Origin of the sequence: Oerskovia sp. NPDC060338 (assembly GCF_042726295.1) — a bacterium.
Classification (GTDB): domain Bacteria; phylum Actinomycetota; class Actinomycetes; order Actinomycetales; family Cellulomonadaceae; genus Oerskovia; species Oerskovia merdavium.
Genome location: NZ_JBHXCQ010000006.1, coordinates 153,405 through 169,050, shown reverse-complemented (window position 1 = coordinate 169,050; position 15,646 = coordinate 153,405). Strand labels below are relative to the sequence as shown.

Genomic DNA, 15,646 nt, shown 5'->3' with positions numbered 1-15,646 from the left:
GCAAGGAGCGTCCTCAGCCGGCCGCCGGGGGAGTCGTCGACTGCTCGGGCAGGCCCGGGAACGCACCCAGGGGAGCGCCCCACGCGACGGCCGCGAGGCTCGCCTCGGTCGACAGGTCGGCGAGCGGCAGGCGCGTGCCCGTGCCGGCCTCGGCCGTGAGCGCGGCGTACGACTCCGCGAGCGAGGACTCGAGCTGGACGGCGAGCTCCGCCGTCGGGACGTCGGCCGGGACCGAGTAGGCGACCCGGCGCGGGTCCTGCGCCCCTCCCGCGGTGCCGGCCGCCTGGGCCCAGGCCTCGGCACGGGCGCGGTGCAGCACCGCGCGGTCGAGGGCTGCGGCGCGCACGTCGCCGTCCGCGAGGGCCGCGCGGAGCTCGAACGCGTACCCCGCGGCGTCCTCGGCCTCGATGAGGGTCGCCAGGTCCGTCGCGGTCAGGCCCGACGGCGTGGTCTCGGGGACGAGCAGACCGGTCGGGAGCACGAGGGACTCGGGCAGCGGGGTGCCCGTCGCGGCAGCGAGCTGACGCGCGGAGGCGTCCTGCGAGGACACGATCGACGTCAGGAGCCGGGCGAACGGGCCGTCCTCGGTCTGGTCGATCCCCTCGCGCATGCTCGCGCTCGACGCGGCGAGCGCGTCGAGGACCTCGGCGGGCGTGGCCGCGGTGGGCGTGGTGGGCTCGTCGGTCGCGCTCGCGGTGGGCTCGGGCTCGGGGAGGCCCGAGTCGTAGACGCCGCCCAGCTGCGTCACGTGGAGGTCGGCGAAGGTGCCCGTCTCGGTGAGCGTCGCGAGCGCGGTCGCGTCCAGGCCCGACGACGTCGCCACCGCCGCCTCGGCGAGGTCGCCCACGAGCAGCGCGCCGTCGACCGCGGCGCGGCGCAGCGTCTCCTGGGCGTCGGGCACGGGCTCGGTCGGGGGAGGGGTCTCCAGGCGCAGACCGCACCCGGCCACGGCGAGCAGCGCGAGGGACGTGACGATCGACACCACCGCGCGACCTGCGGGACGGCGACGATTCGCCCGGACCCGTGAATATCCGGGCGAAGCGGACCGTACGGCGTCGCTCGGGGCGCTCGACGGGTGGAGGCGTGGAGTCGGTTCGGCAGTCATCGAGGGTGATGATGTCACGTTCCTGGCGGGTGAGTCGTTAGGCTGAACCCGTACAACAGCACACCGGTCGATTCCACTGCCCGGTGGGCTCTGGAAGCCGACGGGAGACCGAGACATGAACAAGGCGAAGCAGGCCGGTGCGGACAGGGTCCGCCAGGTCGTGGAACCTGCGGTGCAGGCAGCGGGCCTGTACCTGGAGGACGTGACCGTCTCCCTGGCCGGCAGCCGCTCGGTCGTCCGCATCACGGTGGACCTGCCCGAGGACGCGGTGGGCAACCTGGACCTCGACGCCGTCGCGGAGGTCTCGCGCGAGATCAACAACGCGCTCGACGCGTCCGACGCCTTCCCCGGCGCGTACACGCTCGAGATCTCGACGCCCGGCACCTCGCGTCCTCTCACCGAGCTGCGCCACTTCAAGCGCGCTCGTGGCCGCATCGTCAGGCTCACGCTCACGGACGGCGGGAACGTCGAAGGGCGCCTGCGCGAGGTCGAGGACGGCCGCCTGCTGCTCACGGGTGCCCCGGTGGACTCGGTGGCGCTCGACGACGTGACGCGCGGCGCCATCCGGGTGGAGCTCAAGCGTGCGCTCGAGGCGGACCTCGGCCCGGAGATGGCTGTTGACGAGAACCCCGGGGCGATCGCCCCGAACGACGAGGAGGTCTGATCGATGGACATCGACATGAGCGCGCTGCGCCTGCTGGAGCGCGAGAAGGACATCAGCCTCGACATCCTGGTGGCGGCGATCGAGCAGGCGCTGCTCTCCGCCTACCACCGGACCCCTGACGCGCACGCCCGCGCGCGGGTCGAGCTCGAGCGCCGCACCGGCCACGTGACGGTCTGGGCGCGCGAGGAGATCCCCGCCGAGGAGGACGCCGACGACGCGGCCGACGAGGTGGACGAGGACGGCGAGCCCGTGCGGCGCTACCGCGCGCCCGTGCTGGGCCCCGAGTTCGACGACACGCCCAAGGACTTCGGTCGCATCGCGACCGCGACGGCACGCCAGGTCATCGTGCAGCGGCTGCGCGACGCGGAGGACGACCAGATCCTGGGCAACTTCCGCGGCAAGGAGGGTGAGGTCCTCGCGGGCATCATCCAGCAGGCCAACGACCCGCGCATGGTCCTCGTGGACGTGGGCGGCACCGAGGCGGTCCTCCCGCCGCACGAGCAGGTCCCGACCGAGGACTACGTCCACGGCGAGCGGCTGCGCGCGTACGTCCTGGACGTCGCCCGCGGTATGAAGGGCCCGCAGATCACGCTGAGCCGCACGCACCCGAACCTCGTCCGCAAGCTCTTCGAGCTCGAGGTCCCCGAGGTCGCCGACGGCTCGGTCGAGATCATGGCGATCGCCCGCGAGGCGGGTCACCGCTCCAAGGTCGCGGTCCGCTCGCGCGTCGCGGGGCTCAACGCCAAGGGCGCGTGCATCGGACCCATGGGCGGGCGCGTGCGCGCGGTCATGGCCGAGCTGCACGGCGAGAAGATCGACATCGTCGACTTCAGCGACGACCCGGCGGAGTTCGTGGCGAGCGCACTGTCGCCGGCCCGTGTGACGTCTGTCACCGTGGTCGACGCCGAGGCCCGTGCCGCACGCGTGGTCGTCCCCGACTTCCAGCTGTCCCTCGCGATCGGCAAGGAAGGGCAGAATGCCCGGCTTGCCGCGAAGCTCACAGGGTGGCGCATCGACATCCGCTCGGACGAGGGCGCGCACCCCGTTGCGGGCGACGACCGGGCCCGCGGAGGCTTCGACGAGGTCGACGGACCGGGTTCCGGCGACGGAAACCGGTAACACTCGGTGAGCGGGCGCGCTAGACTGTCCCTGACTGGGCCACGGGTCCGGAATCCGTCGCACGACCCTCCAGGCGCTCACGCGCCCGTTCGGACGTGCGTCGGGTGCCGGGAGCGTGACCTACGGTCTGTTCTTCTCCGCCTCGTGGTGGACCAGCCCGACATCCCAGAGCTCCGGCTCGTCGTCGATGTCGGCAGGTCGCTCCCGGGGCGCGGCGCCTGGCTCCACGATGCTCGGCGTTGCCTCGAGCTGGCCGAGCGTCGACGAGCCTTTCCCCGGGCGCTGCGTCTCGCAGGACCCGTGGACCTCGCCGGAGTTCACGCCCATCTCGACAGGGAAGACTGACCCGTCGTCAGTCATCGCCAGTCATCGTCAAGTCGGCGGTCCCGGTCGGCGGCGCACCTGCGCCGCCCCAGCCGAGCCGCGCCAGTACCGCACGAACACCGCACGAATCGTCGACAAGGAAGCGGGTTAGAAGCCGATGGGCACCCGATGAGTACCCAGCGATGAGCACCCAGCACTAAAGACGGTCCTCCCTGTTTCGGGTGGGCCGAGACAGGAGAGTTGTGGCAAAGGTCCGCGTCTACGAGCTCGCAAAGGAGCTCGGGGTGGAGAGCAAGACCATCATGACCAAGCTGACGGAACTCGGTGAGTTCGTCCGCTCGGCATCCTCGACCATCGAACCGCCGGTCGTCCGCAAGCTGCGCGACACCTTCCCGGTCGGTGGCACGGAGAGCGCAAGCGCTCCCGCCAAGCCCGCCGCCGCGAAGCCCGCGCCGGCACGTCCCGCCGCGCCCAAGCCCGTGCCGACCGCGGAGGCCGCACCGGCTGCGCCCGCAGCACCGGCTCCGGCTGCCCCCGCGCCGGCACCCGCCGCGCCCAAGGCGCCGGCACCCCAGAAGGAAGCAGCGAGCCCCGCGTTCGTCGAGCCCACGCCCGCAGCCCCCGCTGCAGCCAAGCCCGCCGCCACGCCGGCTCCCGCCGCCGAGCGCAAGCCGTCGGCGTCGCCCAAGCCGGCAGGTGGCGGCAACGCCCCCGCGCCGGGCCCCCGTCCCGCAGCAGCTCGCCCCGGCGGCTCCGGCGGAACCGGTGGTGGCGGACGTCCCGGCGCCCCGCGCCCGGGCAACAACCCGTTCGCCTCGAGCCAGGGCATGCCGCGCGCCGGCGCCCCGCGCCCGGGCAACAACCCGTTCGCCTCGAGCCAGGGCATGCCCCGTCCGGGTGCACGCCCCGAGCGCGCCGCGGACCCGGCGGCGAACGCCAACCCCGCAGCAGCAGCAGGCAGCACCGAGCGCACCGGTGGCCCCCGTCCCGGTGGTCCCCGTCCTGCCCCGCGTCCGGGTGGTCCCCGTCCCAACCCGGGCATGATGCCCGGTCGTACCTCGATCGGTCGCCCTGGTGACCGTCCTGCTCCCGGCGGTCGTCCGGGTGGCGGCGCCGGCGGTGCCGGTGGCGGTCGCGGCGGCTTCGCCGGTCGTCCCGGTGGTGCAGGTGGAGGCCCCGGCGGCGCTCCCGGTGGTGGCGGCGGTTTCGCCGGTCGTCCCGGTGGCGGTGGCCGCGGTGGCGCAGGTCGTGGCAGCACCCAGGGTGCGTTCGGTCGTGCAGGAGGGCGCCCCGTCCGTGGGCGCAAGTCGAAGCGGGCGAAGCGCCAGGAGTTCGAGCAGATGCAGGCCCCCTCGCTGGGTGGCGTGCAGGTTCCCCGTGGGAACGGCTCGACCGTCGTGCGCCTGCGTCACGGCTCCTCGCTCAACGACTTCGCGGACAAGATCGACGCGAACCCCGCGAGCCTCGTGACGGTGCTGTTCCACCTCGGTGAGATGGCGACCGCCACGCAGTCGCTCGACGAGGACACGTTCGGTTCGCTCGCCGCGGAGCTCGGGTACGTCATCGAGATGGTCTCCGCGGAGGAGGAGGACCGAGAGCTCCTCGGTGCCTTCGACATCGACCTGGACGCCGAGCTCGAGGGCGAGGGCGACGACGAGCTCCAGGCCCGTCCGCCCGTCGTCACGGTCATGGGTCACGTCGACCACGGTAAGACCCGACTGCTCGACGCGATCCGCCAGACCGACGTCATCTCCGGCGAGGCCGGCGGCATCACGCAGCACATCGGTGCCTACCAGGTCCGTCACGAGCACGAGGGCGTCGACCGTCCCATCACGTTCATCGACACCCCGGGTCACGAGGCGTTCACCGCCATGCGTGCTCGTGGTGCCCAGGTGACCGACATCGCGATCCTCGTGGTCGCAGCCGACGACGGCGTCATGCCGCAGACGGTCGAGGCGCTCAACCACGCGCAGTCGGCCGGCGTGCCGATCGTCGTCGCGGTCAACAAGGTGGACAAGGAGGGGGCCAACCCCGCCAAGATCCGCCAGCAGCTCACCGAGTACAACCTGGTGGCCGAGGAGTACGGCGGCGACACCATGTTCGTCGACGTGTCCGCCAAGCAGAACCAGGGCATCGACGCGCTCCTCGAGGCCGTCCTCCTCACGGCGGACGCCTCGCTCGACCTGCGTGCCAACCCGGACAAGGACGCACGAGGCGTCGCCATCGAGGCGAACCTCGACAAGGGCCGCGGCGCCGTCGCGACCGTCCTGGTCCAGTCCGGCACGCTCCACGTCGGGGACGCGATCGTCGCGGGCACCGCTCACGGACGTGTCCGTGCGATGTTCGACGAGCACGGCAACAACGTCACCGAGGCCGGCCCTGCCCGCCCCGTGATGGTGCTCGGGCTCGCGTCCGTGCCCAGCGCCGGTGACACGTTCCTCGTGGCTCCGGACGAGCGCACGGCCCGTCAGATCGCCGAGAAGCGCGAGGCGGCCGAGCGCGCAGCCCTCCTGGCCAAGCGTCGCAAGCGCGTCAGCCTCGAGGACTTCGCCCAGGCTCTCGAGCAGGGCAAGGTCGAGACCCTCAACCTGGTCCTCAAGGGCGACGTCTCCGGTGCCGTCGAGGCACTCGAGGACGCGCTGCTGCAGATCAACGTCGGCGACGAGGTCCAGCTGCGGATCATCCACCGCGGCGTCGGTGCGATCACCCAGAACGACGTCAACCTGGCGACCGTGGACAACGCGATCATCATCGGGTTCAACGTCAAGTACGGCGAGCGTGTCGAGGCACTGGCCGAGCGCGAGGGCGTCGACGTCCGCTTCTACTCGATCATCTACCAGGCGATCGACGACGTCGAGGCTGCACTCAAGGGCATGCTCAAGCCCGAGTACGAAGAGGTGCAGCTCGGTACCGCCGAGATCCGCGAGGTCTTCCGTTCCTCCAAGTTCGGGAACATCGCCGGTTCGATCGTCCGTTCGGGCGAGATCCGACGCAACACCAAGGCACGCGTCCTGCGTGGGGGAGCCGTCATCGGCGACAACCTCACGGTCGAGTCGCTCAAGCGGTTCAAGGACGACGCCACGGAGGTCCGCGAGGGCTTCGAGTGTGGTATCGGTCTCGGTTCGTTCAACGACCTGCAGGTCGGCGACACGATCGCGACGTTCGAGATGCGGGAGAAGCCGCGTAGCTGACGTACCTCTCCGCTGACGCCTACCCGTGAGGTGTGGCGGGTCTACCGCGGGCCTGGCGGCCCGTGCCAGACCCACCACGACCCGCCACACCTCACGGTCCGGCGTCGGCGGAGCTGTTCGTTCAGGACGTGGCCCGAAGGGCCCACCAGGAGCTGACTTCCTGCGGGGCCCTCTGATGAAAGGACTGAACCATGGTCGACAAGCCCAGGGCTCGCAAGCTCGCTGACCGCATCAAGGTCATCGTCGCGCAGATGCTCGACACCCGGATCAAGGACCCGCGTCTCGGGTTCGTGACCATCACCGACGTGCGTGTGACCGGTGACCTGCAGAACGCCTCGGTGTTCTACACGGTCTACGGCGACGACGAGGAGCGGGCAGGGACCGCCGCGGCGCTCGAGAGCGCCAAGGGGATCATCCGCTCCGAGGTCGGCAAGCAGACGGGGATCCGGCTCACGCCCTCCCTCGAGTTCCACCTCGACTCCGTGCCGGACACCGCCGCGCACCTCGACGTCGCCCTCCACGAGGCCGCACGTCGCGATGCCGAGCTGGCCGCGCTGCGCGAGAAGGCCACGTACGCCGGCGACGCCGACCCGTACAAGAAGCCTGTTGCTGACGACGAGGTCGAGGCCGACGGGTCTGCGGACTCCGACGAGGTCGCGCCCGCCTGACGGCGCGCCCATGCACCTGGCCGAACGATCGGCGGGTGCGGCACGACGAGCACGCGAACGGCCGGTCCCCGCAGGGGACCGGCCGTTCCGCTGTCCAGCGCCCACGGGCCACACGTACGTGGTGCCCCCAAGGCTGTGCATCCGTGTGCGGCTCTGCCCGTGTCGGCGCCCCACGCACCCCGTGTCTCACCGGACCGGCATCCCACCGGACCCGCCCGAGCGGGCGACCTACGCCGTCGGGCGGGCGGAGCGGCGCGGCAGGAACGTCGCGGCGACCGCGCCCACCCCCACGCTCGCGGCACCCACCCAGAGCGCCGCGGGCAGGCCCTCCGTGAACAGCTCCGGGGTCAGCGCCCCGCCGGCGGCCTGGAAGACCGCCACGAGGACCGCGACGCCCAGCGCGACACCCACCTCTCGGAGCGTCGAGTTGGTCGAGCTCGCGGTCGCGTTGTCGGACTCGTCCATGTCGACCAGGACGGCCGTCGCGCTCGGTGCGAACGTCAGACCCATGCCGATCCCCGCGAGCACGAACGCCGGGACGAGCTGCGCGTACGTCGCGCCCGACGAGACGACCGCGAGCCAGGCGAGAGCGAGCGTCTGGAGGGTCAGCCCGGTCACGAGGAGAGTCCGGATCCCGAGGCGGGGCGCGAGCATGCCCGCGAGCGGCGCGACGAGCATGGGGGCCGCAGTCCACGGGAGCGTGCGGATCCCTGCCTCGAGCGGGGAGAGGCCCTCGGCGATCTGGAAGTACTGGATGAGCAGGAACACGGCGCCGAACATGCCGAGCGAGAACGCGAAGCCGGACACGTTCGCGACCGCGAAGCTGCGCGAGCGGAACAGCCGCAGCGGGACCAGCGGCGAGCCGCCCCGGCGGGCCACTCGCTGCTCCCACGCGACGAAGGCCGCGAGCAGCAGGACCGAACCGGCGAGCAGCGAGAGCACGACCGCAGAGGTCCACCCGTCCTCGTTGCCACGGATGATGCCCCAGACCCCCGCGAAGACCCCGGTCCCGGCGAGCGCGAGGCCCACGAGGTCGATCGGACCGCGGCGCCCGAACGACTCGCGCAGCGCGACGAGCACGAGCGGGACCGCGACGAGAGCGACGGGCACGTTGATCCAGAAGATGGCCTCCCAGCTCATGCCCTCGACGACCGCGCCGCCCACGAGCGGCCCGAGCGCGACGCCCAGGCCCGAGACGCCGCCCCAGATCCCGATCGCGAGCGCTCGACGCGCGCGCGGCACGGCGTCGGCGATCAGCGCGAGCGACAGCGGCATGATCGCGGCGGCGCCCGCGCCCTGCACGGCACGGGCCGCGATGAGCGCGGACGGGGTGTCGGCGAGCGCGCACGCGACCGACGCGAGCGTGAACACGGCGATCCCGACGACGAACACCCGGCGGCGGCCGAACCGGTCTCCGAGCGAGGCGGCCACGAGCATGAGCGTCGCGAAAGCGAGCGTGTAGGCGTTGACGAACCACTGGAGCTGTTCGACGCTCGGCCGCAGCGCGCGGGCGATCACGGGCAGGGCGCCGGTGACCACGAGGTTGTCGAGCGTGGCCATGAACATGGGCAGCGAGGCTGCGACCAGGACCAGCGCGAGAGGCCGACGGCGCCGCGCACCGGGGGTGCGTGCATCGTCGATCGCGGTGGTGAGGTCCGCGGGGAGGGCGTCGTCGGTCGCGAGCGTGGGCGGTCGGTCGGGGGCGGCGGTCGTGGACATGAGGACTCCTCGAAAAGGTAAGCATCGGATGATTACTAGGATTCCGACGCTAGTAATCAACTGATAACCTTGTCAACATGGAGAGCGCACCGAGTTCCGCACGGGCCCAGGTCGCCGAGCCCGAGGCCTCGACGCGGCGCATGTCACGCGACGAGCGCCGCGAGCAGATCCTCGACGCCGCGACGGCGGTCTTCGCCGCGGGCGGCTACGCCGGGACGAGCACCGACCAGGTCGCCCGGGCCGCGGGCGTGTCCCAGCCCTACGTCGTGCGGATGTTCGGCACCAAGCACGAGCTGTTCGCCGAGGTCTTCGACCGGATCGGCCGCCGCATCGTGGCCGCGTTCTCCGCGGTGCCCGCGGGGCCCGCGGCCGGGGACGAGCTCGCCGCGACCTACGTCCGGCTGCTCGCCGACCGCAACCTCCTGCTCGTCATGATGCACGGCTTCGCGGCCGGCGCGGACCCCGTGTTCGGGGCGCGGTCACGCGAGTTCTTCGTCGAGGTCTTCGAGGTCTACGTGGACCGCACGGGGGGCACGCTCGACCAGGCGCGAGACTTCCTCGCCCAGGGCATGCTGCTCAACACGCTGCTCGCGATCGGCGCCCCCGAGCACTTCGGCGCGGACCCGCGTCTGGGCGAGCTCGTGCGGTGCGCGTTCGGCGACGCGCTCCCCGCGGTCGACCCGGCCGCCCGGCGGACCGGCGAGCGAGGGTCGGGAGAGCCGGGCGGACCCCACGCCGGAGACCCCGACCCCGCCGAGTCCCGCCCCGCCGCCTCCGGGCGCTGAGCCCCCGCCTCCCCACCACCCCGTTCCCGAGCACCGAGGACCCCTCCCGATGACGCACGACCAGAAGCCGGTGCGCGAGCGCCGCCCCACCGCCCCCGACGGTCTCGTGATCGTCGACAAGCCCCAGGGGCTCACGAGCCACGACGTGGTGGCGCGCCTGCGTCGTCTCGCCGGGACGCGCAAGGTGGGGCACGCGGGCACGCTCGACCCCATGGCCACGGGCGTCCTGGTCCTGGGGATCGGGCGCGCCACCAAGCTGTTGACCTACGTGGTGGGCGCGGACAAGGAGTACACCGCGACCATCCGGCTGGGCGCGGCCACGACCACGGACGACGCCGAGGGCGAGACCACCTCGCGCGCGGACGCCTCGGCTGTGACGCGCGAGGCGATCGACGCGGGGGTCGCGCTGCTGACCGGACCCATCGAGCAGGTACCGAGCTCGGTGTCCGCGATCAAGGTCGACGGGCAGCGCGCGTACGCGCTCGTCCGCTCGGGCGAACAGGTCGAGCTCAAGGCGCGGCCCGTGACGATCTCGCGCTTCGACGTCCACGAGGTCCGGCCGGTCCCGGCCGCGGAGCCGGGCGACCTTCCTGCGCTCGACGTGGACGTCACGGTCGTGTGCTCGTCGGGAACGTACATCCGTGCCCTCGCCCGCGACCTGGGTGCGGACCTCGGCGTCGGGGGACATCTCACGGCCCTGCGCCGCACGCGCGTGGGCGGCTACGCGATCGACGGGGCCTCGACGCTCTCCGAGCTCGAGGCTCAGGTCGAGCGCGACGGCGTGCTCGTGACGCTCCCGCTCGCCGAGGCCGCCCGCGCCACGTTCCCGGTGCGCGACCTGACGCCCCAGGAGCGAGACGCCCTGTCCTACGGCAAGTGGGTCGACCCGTCGCCCGACGAGTCGACGACGGCCGCGATCGGCGACGACGGGTCCCTCGTCGCGCTGCTCGAGAACGTGGTGCGCGAGGGCAAGCGAAAGGCCAAGCCCGTGATCGTGTTCGCGCCGGCGTGAGCCCGAGCCCGTCCGACGGGTGACCGATCACCGTTTCGATGGGGAACACCCGGGCGAGACGTGGCAACCTTGACCAGGCGCGCCGTGGGTGCGCGCCGTCGTCGGGCTTCCTGAGCAGGCCCGCCTCACACACATCTCGAGGAGTACGCGTGCACCTGTGGACGGACCTGGACCAGGTTCCGCCGGGATTCGGACCGTCGGTCGTGACGATCGGCAACTTCGACGGCGTCCACCGCGGCCATGCCGAGGTGCTCGGCCGCATCGTGTCCCTCGCCCGGGAGTCCGGCTCCCAGGCCGTGGCCGTGACGTTCCACCCGCACCCCGCGACGGTCCACCGGCCCGAGCAGGCGCCCGAGCTCCTGACCGGGATCGCCGACCGCATGGAGCTCCTCGAGGCCACGGGGCTCGACGCCGTGCTGCTCGTCGAGTACACGCTCGACTTCGCACGGCAGAGCCCTGAGGAGTTCGTGCGGACCTACCTGGTCGACGGCCTGGGCGCGCGCACGGTCGTCGTCGGGCACGACGTGCGGTTCGGGCGCGACAACGCGGGCAACCTCGCGACGATGATCGAGCTCGGCCGGACGCACGGCTTCGAGGTGCGCGCGATCGACGACGTCGGGACCGTCGGAGGGGAGCCCGGGCCCGCGAGCGCCTCCGGCGACGCCGCCTCGACGGCAGCGGACGCGGCGCCCAGCGGGCGCTGGTCCTCGACCGAGATCCGCGGCCTGCTCACGGACGGCAAGGTCCGCGAGGCCGCGGCGCTGCTCGGACGTCACCACCGCCTGCGCGGCGTGGTGATCCACGGCGACGCGCGCGGGCGCGAGCTCGGGTTCCCCACGGCCAACCTGGGCGCGATCAGCGGCATGGTCCCGGCCGACGGCGTCTACGCGGGCTGGCTGCGTCGTCCCCAGCTCCTCGCGGCAGACCCGGGGAACTGTGACGGCGTGCTGCCCGCAGCCATCTCGATCGGCACCAACCCCACGTTCGACGGCGTCGAGCGCCGCGTCGAGGCCTACGTCCTGGACCGCACCGACCTCGACCTGTACGACGAGGAGGTCGTCCTGGAGTTCGTCGAGCACCTGCGCCCCACGCTGCGCTTCGACGGGATCGACGCGCTCGTGAGGACCATGCACGACGACGTCGCGCGAGCCCGCGTGATCCTCGCCTCGGGCGCGGGGGCACCTGCGCGGACCTCCCCGGAGCCGAGCGGGCGAGGTGGACCGGGCGGCGTTGGCGCGTCCACGACCGGGGCGGGGGAGTAGCCGTGTCGGTCAAGAAGCAGCCCGTGCTCGAGACCCGTGCCCTGCGCGTCGGGTACGCCGAGGCGCCCGTGTGCGCGCCCGTCGACCTGGCGGTCCGCCCGGGCGAGCTATGGGCGATCATCGGGCCCAACGGCAGCGGCAAGTCGACGCTCCTGCGTGCGCTCCTAGGGGTGCTCGCGCCCCTGTCCGGCAAGGTCCTGGCGTTCGGGCGGGACGTGGACGAGCGCGAGCGCGACTTCCGCGCCAAGGTCGTCGGCATCCTCGACGACGACGCCTACTTCCCGGGGCTCACGGCGCGCGAGCACCTGGTCCTGACTGCGCGCGGCCACGGCGTGGCGGGCGCGGGCGAGGTCGTGGACCAGCTCCTCGACCGGTTCGGCCTCGCGGCGCAGTCCGGGGCCATGCCGACCGAGCTGTCCTCGGGGCAGCGACGACGCCTCCTGCTCGCGGCCGGGTTCGCCCGCCCCCGCGAGGTCCTCGTGCTCGACGAGCCCGAGCAGCGCCTCGACCCGGGCATGCGCGCCGACCTGGCCCGGATCCTGGTCGAGGAGGCCGGGCGCGGGGCCGCGGTCGTGTTCGCGACGCACGACCCCGAGCTGGTCGGACGCACCGGTGCGCGCGGGCTCCTGGTCGGCGACGACGAGTGCCTGCGCCTGGGGCACCAGGCCGCGCTCGACGCGCTCGCCCGGGTCCGTTGAGGAGCGGGCGATGAACGCGGCGCAGGGCAGAGGCAAGAAGCGCCCGCACGGCCCGACGGAGGGACCCCACGACGTGGCGGCCGCGGCGGCCGTGGCCGCCGCCCCGGGTGGCCCAGCGGCGCCCGGGCCGGTGGCGCCAGAACCCGAGATCGAGCGCGCTCCGTTGCCGCTGCTCGTCGCGGACCCGGACGAGGAGTTCTCCGGTCGGGAGATCCGGCGCCTGACCGCACGCGTCACGGCCTCGCGGGCCGACGCGGGCCCCGGGCAGCTCTTCGGGGACATCGCCTATGTCGTGGTGTCGATCGCCATCTCGATCGGCTTCGTGATCGGCGCGGCGAACGTGCTCCGCGAGACGATCTTCGTCGAGCCCGCGGGGGGCCGGGACGCCGTCCTGACCGCAGCCACGATCCAGGCGCTGGGCTCGGTCGCGCTCCTGGCGCTCATGACGGGCATGGCTGTGCGGCTCGGACCGCTCGGGACGGGCAGCGCGGGCGTGCGGTGGTGGGTGCCCCTGCCCGTCGACCGGCGTGGCCTGCTCACCCCGTCGTACTGGCGCGGCGTCGCGGTGGCGCTCGTCGTGGGAGCGGGTGGGTTCGCGGCCGTCGCGCTGGCCTCGGGCGCCGACCCGGGCGCAGCGGGGCGCAGCGCGGCCCTGGGCGCCGCGGCAGGGCTGCTGCTCGTGGGCCTCGCGGGGCTGATCCAGCCCCGGACGCCCGTCGCGGCCAGGGTCGCTCGCGTGAGCGACGTGGTGCTCGCGGCGGTCCCGGTCGCGGGCGTCGTGCTCGTCGCAGCCGGTTGGTCCGACCTGCGAGAACTCAGGGTCCCCGCGTGGGTGATCGGCGCGATCGGGCTGGGCGCGCTCGCCCTCGTGGTCGTGTGGTGGCGCCGGCTCGAGGTGCTCGGGGCCCAGGTGCTGCGTGCGCAGAGCGCGGTGGCCGACCAGGCGGGCGGGGCGATCCTCTCGCTCGACACCCGCGAGCTGGGGCGCGCCCTGAGCCGGGCGGGCTCGACGCGCGGTGGCAAGGTCCGCAGGCCCACGCGCTTCGGGCTCGTCCGGGGGCCGGTGTCGGCGCTCGTCGCGGCCGACCTCACGCTCCTGCGGCGCAGCCCGTCGGCGCTCGCTCAGCTCGTGGGCCTCACGGCCCTGGTGATCGTCGCCCAGCAGGTGCCCGCGTTCACCGGCGGGTTCGGGCTGTTCGTGCTGCTGGTGGTCGCGGGCTTCCGGGCCGCGCAGCTCGGCGCCGAGGGCGCGCGCACGGCCGAGATGGTGCCCGCGCTCGACGCGATGGTGCCCCTGTCCGCGCGCGACGCCCGGCTGGCGCGGGCCGTCGCTCCTTCGCTCACGGCGCTCGTGGCCCTCGTGGTCGGGACGGTGCCGCTCGTGCTGACCACGGGTGAGCCGCTCTGGTTCGCGCTCGTGGCCGTGGGCGCAGTCGGCATGGGGGCGGCCGCGGTCCGCGGCGCCTACCGCAAGCCGCCGAACTGGTCCGGCCCGCTCATGGCGACCCCCGCAGGTGCGCTGCCGACCGGCGCGACCTCGATGATCGCCCAGGGGCCCGACGCCGCCGTGCTGAGCGCGATCCCGCTCGGCATCTGCCTCCTCGTGGGCGCGCCCACGCCGGCGCTCATCGTGTTCCAGGCGATCACGGTCTGGATCGCGTTCGCCGTGGCATCGCACGTGCGGGCCACGGGGGCCAAGCCGCTGCTGGGCTGACCGGGCCGAACCGGGTCCAAGGACCCGTGCAGCCCGGACCAAAGGTCCTGGCGGTGGTCGTGCTCCGCGAGCAGCCTGGTGCTGACGACGGGAGCGGAAGCCATGGAAGCAGTCGTGATCTACGAGTCGATGTTCGGGAACACCGCAAAGATCGCGCGGGCGGTGGCCGAGGGGCTGGCCGAGCAGGTGGACGTGCGGACGGTCGAAGTCTCGGCGGCGGCGCCGGGAGACGACGTCCTCGGGGCTGACCTGATCGTCATCGGTGGCCCCACCCACGCGTTCGGCATGTCGCGGCTCGCCTCGCGCGAGGAGGCTGCGGGTCGACGGCCGGGCAGCCCGGTCGTCGAACGGGGCATCCGCGAGTGGCTCGACGCGTTCGCCGACGACGCCTCGGGGCGGTTCGGCGCGACGTTCGACACCCGCGTCAAGTCCGTCAAGCACCTCCCGGGCAGCGCCGCCCGCGCCGCCGACCGGGTGGCCCGCCGCCGCGGGCTCTCTCCCGCAGACTCCCCGCACTCGTTCTACGTCGAGGGCATGGAGGGGCCGCTGTGCCCTGGGGAGGTCGAGCGGGCCCGCGAGTGGGGGCGCGAGCTCGGTCGGACCGCGCTGGGGGCATCGACCACCTGAGATCCTCGTGCGTCGTGACGATCGTCCAGCCGAGAGCCATGACGACCGTGCGCAGCGTTTGAGCGACGACTACGTCCGACGTACCGGACGGGCGACCCGGCTCGACCTTCCCCCGAGACGTACCGTTCGACCATGAGGGACGAGGCGGGGCGACTGCGTGCGGAGCTGGCGCGAATGACGGCGAGGCCGGCGGAAGCCGGTCCCGCCTGCCTGATGCTCTTCGAGATCGACGTCGTCGGAGACAGGGAGCTCTATGCGCAGCGGCTCCGCCAGGTCCTGGTGTCCGCCGTACGGACGGTGATCGAGGCTGGCGTCGAGGGGGACCGGGTCGACGTCTCGCGGGTTCCCTCGTGGTTCGAGGGGCTCTCGGAAGGGAGTGCCTCGTCGACCGACGTCCCGGTGGAAGCCCTTGCCGGGCGACGGGCCTACGTGGAGCGACGGGAACAGTCCGGATGGGACCTGCAGGAGTGGATCTACTGCTTCGATCCGGACCTGAGAAGGTGGTCGTGGTGGGACGTGACAGCCGGTGACGGCAGTACGGCCCACTTGTGGGTCGACACCTCGGGGGAGACGGTTGTGCCGTGCGAGGAGCTCTGGTGGACCATGTTCGTCTGCGGTGCGCGAAGCGTCGCGGTATCGACGCAGGGCGCCCGGGACGAACGGACCGACCGGGCGAGCATCGGGCTCGGGCTCGGCGAAGAGCTCTGACCTGGCAGATCACCGCGTGACGCCCCCGAGGTCGAGCACGCTGCTCTTCG

At 73.1% G+C, this 15,646-nt stretch carries 14 protein-coding genes; 12 read left to right on the top strand and 2 right to left on the bottom strand.

The annotated features are described in order from the left end of the window. Window positions 1-13: 13 nt before the first annotated feature. Window positions 14-985, bottom strand: a complete 972-nt coding sequence (locus ACFWGN_RS09505) for a DUF4439 domain-containing protein (protein ID WP_377616642.1) — start codon at window positions 983-985, stop codon at window positions 14-16. Between the two features lie 235 nt (window positions 986-1,220). Here ACFWGN_RS09505 and rimP point away from each other — a divergent pair, with 235 nt between their 5' ends. The 5 genes from rimP to rbfA all read left to right on the top strand — a co-directional run bounded on the left by rimP (window position 1,221) and on the right by rbfA (window position 7,071). After that, window positions 1,221-1,769 (top strand): ribosome maturation factor RimP, encoded by a 549-nt coding sequence (gene rimP, locus ACFWGN_RS09500; RefSeq protein ID WP_377616641.1) that lies wholly within the window; start codon window positions 1,221-1,223, stop codon window positions 1,767-1,769. 3 nt (window positions 1,770-1,772) lie between these two features. Then, a complete protein-coding gene (gene nusA / locus ACFWGN_RS09495; RefSeq protein WP_377616640.1) occupies window positions 1,773-2,888 on the top strand; it encodes a transcription termination factor NusA in 1,116 nt (371 codons plus the stop codon). 6 nt (window positions 2,889-2,894) lie between these two features. Then, on the top strand, window positions 2,895-3,233 hold the full coding sequence (locus ACFWGN_RS09490; RefSeq protein WP_377616639.1) for a YlxR family protein: 339 nt from the start codon (window positions 2,895-2,897) through the stop codon (window positions 3,231-3,233). 221 nt (window positions 3,234-3,454) lie between these two features. Next, complete coding sequence (infB, locus tag ACFWGN_RS09485; RefSeq protein WP_377616638.1) at window positions 3,455-6,403, top strand: translation initiation factor IF-2; 2,949 nt, start codon at window positions 3,455-3,457, stop codon at window positions 6,401-6,403. A 191-nt stretch (window positions 6,404-6,594) separates the two neighbouring features. Further along, window positions 6,595-7,071 (top strand): 30S ribosome-binding factor RbfA, encoded by a 477-nt coding sequence (gene rbfA / locus ACFWGN_RS09480; protein ID WP_191803878.1) that lies wholly within the window; start codon window positions 6,595-6,597, stop codon window positions 7,069-7,071. A gap of 228 nt (window positions 7,072-7,299) precedes the next feature. Here rbfA and ACFWGN_RS09475 read toward each other — a convergent pair whose 3' ends face one another. Continuing rightward, a complete protein-coding gene (locus ACFWGN_RS09475; protein WP_377616637.1) occupies window positions 7,300-8,790 on the bottom strand; it encodes an MFS transporter in 1,491 nt (496 codons plus the stop codon). Window positions 8,791-8,867: 77 nt separating this feature from the next. Here ACFWGN_RS09475 and ACFWGN_RS09470 point away from each other — a divergent pair, with 77 nt between their 5' ends. The 7 genes from ACFWGN_RS09470 (at window position 8,868) to ACFWGN_RS09440 (ending at window position 15,596) form a co-directional block, all read left to right on the top strand. Beyond that, the gene (locus ACFWGN_RS09470; RefSeq protein WP_225220357.1) at window positions 8,868-9,575 is read left to right on the top strand and encodes a TetR/AcrR family transcriptional regulator; all 708 of its coding nucleotides are present in this window, start codon (window positions 8,868-8,870) and stop codon (window positions 9,573-9,575) included. A 49-nt stretch (window positions 9,576-9,624) separates the two neighbouring features. Then, window positions 9,625-10,587, top strand: coding sequence for a tRNA pseudouridine(55) synthase TruB (gene truB / locus ACFWGN_RS09465; RefSeq protein ID WP_377616636.1), 963 nt, complete (start codon window positions 9,625-9,627; stop codon window positions 10,585-10,587). Window positions 10,588-10,736: 149 nt separating this feature from the next. Then, a complete protein-coding gene (locus tag ACFWGN_RS09460; RefSeq protein WP_377616635.1) occupies window positions 10,737-11,849 on the top strand; it encodes a bifunctional riboflavin kinase/FAD synthetase in 1,113 nt (370 codons plus the stop codon). A 2-nt stretch (window positions 11,850-11,851) separates the two neighbouring features. Beyond that, entirely contained in the window at window positions 11,852-12,547 is a 696-nt protein-coding gene (locus ACFWGN_RS09455; RefSeq protein WP_377616634.1) for an ATP-binding cassette domain-containing protein, read from the top strand. A gap of 10 nt (window positions 12,548-12,557) precedes the next feature. After that, complete coding sequence (locus tag ACFWGN_RS09450) at window positions 12,558-14,261, top strand: DUF6297 family protein (RefSeq protein WP_377616633.1); 1,704 nt, start codon at window positions 12,558-12,560, stop codon at window positions 14,259-14,261. Window positions 14,262-14,363: 102 nt separating this feature from the next. Next, window positions 14,364-14,888 (top strand): flavodoxin family protein, encoded by a 525-nt coding sequence (locus tag ACFWGN_RS09445; RefSeq protein ID WP_377616632.1) that lies wholly within the window; start codon window positions 14,364-14,366, stop codon window positions 14,886-14,888. A 132-nt stretch (window positions 14,889-15,020) separates the two neighbouring features. Then, the gene (locus ACFWGN_RS09440; protein WP_377616631.1) at window positions 15,021-15,596 is read left to right on the top strand and encodes a hypothetical protein; all 576 of its coding nucleotides are present in this window, start codon (window positions 15,021-15,023) and stop codon (window positions 15,594-15,596) included. Window positions 15,597-15,646 lie beyond the last annotated feature (50 nt).